4 protein-coding genes and 2 pseudogenes are annotated in these 2425 nt (G+C 32.9%); 2 read left to right on the top strand and 4 right to left on the bottom strand.

Annotated features, from left to right (window positions below; translation table 11 throughout):
• Positions 1–668, top strand: a 668-nt coding sequence (locus tag DMP16_RS09105; protein ID WP_143577132.1) for a CoA ester lyase, incomplete at its 5' end; no start/stop codon positions are given.
• Here the strand turns inward: DMP16_RS09105 and DMP16_RS09100 are convergent.
• Positions 656–1057: a PaaI family thioesterase gene (locus tag DMP16_RS09100; protein ID WP_069284078.1), complete on the bottom strand. Its 402-nt coding sequence runs from the start codon at positions 1055–1057 to the stop codon at positions 656–658. The two genes, DMP16_RS09105 and DMP16_RS09100, sit on opposite strands and share 13 nt — an antisense overlap.
• 262 nt (positions 1058–1319) lie before the next feature.
• On the opposite strand from DMP16_RS09100, the gene DMP16_RS09095 reads away from it, so the two are divergent.
• Complete coding sequence (locus DMP16_RS09095) at positions 1320–1577, top strand: hypothetical protein (RefSeq protein ID WP_069284077.1); 258 nt, start codon at positions 1320–1322, stop codon at positions 1575–1577.
• Here the strand turns inward: DMP16_RS09095 and DMP16_RS09090 are convergent.
• The 3 genes and pseudogenes from DMP16_RS09090 to DMP16_RS09085 form a co-directional block, all read right to left on the bottom strand.
• Positions 1563–1790 (bottom strand): annotated as a pseudogene (locus DMP16_RS09090) (Rdx family protein); the annotation flags it as partial. The gene DMP16_RS09095 and the pseudogene DMP16_RS09090 sit on opposite strands and share 15 nt — an antisense overlap.
• Positions 1791–1829: 39 nt before the next feature.
• Positions 1830–1964 (bottom strand): annotated as a pseudogene (locus DMP16_RS11445) (YHS domain-containing protein); the annotation flags it as partial.
• A gap of 55 nt (positions 1965–2019) precedes the next feature.
• A partial coding sequence (locus tag DMP16_RS09085) for an FAD-linked oxidase C-terminal domain-containing protein (protein WP_304948042.1) occupies positions 2020–2425 on the bottom strand: 406 nt, incomplete at its 5' end.

The raw sequence follows: 2425 nt of genomic DNA, 5'->3' as shown, positions 1-2425 counted from the left end.
TAAAGTTAATTAAGGAACTAGACTGGGGTAAGAGGGAGTTATGTGTAAGAATAAACTCGTTACAATTATCAGAATCTTTTAAGGATCTTGCAACGATTTCTAAAGAGGAAAAAATAACATGCATTGTAGTCCCAAAGACTGAAAACGATTTATCCTTTTTATTCAAGGCAACTGGTAAAACTCTTATTCCATTGATAGAGACCGCTAAAGGAATAGCCAAGATAGAGGATATTGTTAGATCTGAAGGAGTAGAGGCAATAAGTTACGGTATAGCTGATCTTTCATTATCATTAGGTGGAGATTTCACTTTTTATGAGAAGAACGAGTTCATTAAAACGTATATCGTAAATATAGCCAAAGCTTATGATGTTGACGCTATAGATAAGGTTTACTTTGATCTTAAAAACCAAGAGGGGTTTAGGAAAGAATGTGAAGAGGCTAGGAAGTTAGGATATGTAGGTAAACAAGTGATTCACCCTTCCCAAGTGGAGATAGCTAATCAAGTCTTCTCACCATCTAAGGAAGAAATAGAGTGGGCAAGAAGAGTTATTGAAGCTTATGAAAAGGCAAAAAAAGAGGGTAGAGGTGCAATAAGGTTAGATGACAAGTTGGTTGATTACGTACACTATAAGATAGCTAAGAGGATTATCGAGTTTCAGAACCTATAGACTACCCAAGTTCCTAAAGCCTTTGCACATAAACTACCATTACCATCATAAGCTGAAATTTCTATAACGACTAACCTATTTCCCTCACTTATTACTTTACCTTCCACTGTGAAAGGACCTTGTTTCATAGGCTTTATGAAGTTCACTTTTAATTCTGCTGTTACCTCATCTTTTACGTTATCTAATGATTTGGCTGCCATACTTCCCGCATAATCTATAGCAGTTAACATTACACCTCCATGAAGAATGCCACCTATTCTTGATAGCCTATCACTATAATTAAAAGAGAGCTTAGCATAGCCTTTATCTATCTTTTCAAATTTTATACCTATAAAGTTAAATATTTCTTCTTGTTTTAAAACTTCGTTTAATTCTTCAACGGAGATCATGAATAAAATCTATAATAAATGAATTTAGATTTAATTCTAACTTCCTCCTCATAAGCCCTAGATAAAAAATGTTTATAATAAAAATAACCAGAGGAAAATCATATACTAAGGAAAGAGTTGGGCATAAACTTCCTCAAAACTGAGGAGGTAATCATATTTTCTTACTAGCACATCTATTCTTGACAAACTTCCATAATTTTCAATATACGAACAAATTCTCGTCTATTCTAACCTTAAAAGCTAGGAAAAACATGTATATAGTATGAGCTGGAAATTTAAAGATTTAAAAGGACTTTCCGCCCCTAAAGACGTTAAGAGTTGTACTGTAGATGAGGCAGTTAGAGAGTTAAAGAAAAAATATGAGGTTGATGTTAAAGTTTTAACTGATATTGCGACTGATATATTAGTAAAGTATTTAACTGAGAATAAGATTAGCCTAGACCAGATAAGGCTGAAGTATAGTTATGTAAAAAATATAGATAATATTATATCTGACATCCTTAAATTAGCTGGCAAGTGATTTCTGTAATCTCTTACTTATCTCTTGTAATATTTCTTGATGGTCAGGGAACCTTTTTTGATTATACCTCGAAAATACTAATTCGTCATTTATATAAACATCGAATATTCCCCTATCCCCTTGCACCAATTCCACGTTAGCCTCCTCAAAGTAACTAAGGATATCCTTTGCTAGGTCTAACGCTCTATCCATGTATTTGCAAGGTCTACAATAAACTACTTTAACATCTATCTTTTTATTCAAATCTTCTTTTTTAACGTACCTTAATGGATCTTTTTTAAACTCCTCTAAACAGTGAGAAGAGCAGAAATAGTATGTTATTCCTTTATAGTTTACCTTGAAGGGAGTTGTATTCTCGACTTCCATTTTACATACCGGATCTTGCATATTACATACAATTAAAGCTATTAAATAAAAAGTGTTAATTATGAAGTTTTGAATTTTATTTATACGAATCGGCTAACTTATACGATAATTCTACAAATTTATTGGGGTTCATAATGTCATTAGGGTCAATTAGCCTCTTAATCTGATACATAAGATCTAAAACTCTGTAACCATTATGCTTGATTAATTGTTCAGCCATTAACTTCGCTTTTTGGACACCTATTCCATGTTCCCCACTAACAGAGCCTCCTAGTTCTATAGCCATTCTAGCAATTTCCTCAAAGGCTCTTTGTCTTAACTCCTCATCCTCTATCACAATATTAGGGTGTAAGTTTCCATCTCCAATATGCGAGATTACATAAAATTTAGTATTATATTTATTACCTATCTCTTTTAGTCTCTTTATTGCCTCCGGCAATTTTGAAATAGGAACTACAATATCTTCAGCATAAAACACGTTC

The organism is Sulfolobus sp. B1 (genome assembly GCF_007050195.1).
Lineage (GTDB): Archaea > Thermoproteota > Thermoprotei_A > Sulfolobales > Sulfolobaceae > Saccharolobus.
Note: the sequence above shows the minus strand (reverse complement) of the source record. Positions and strands in the feature narration are given on the sequence as shown.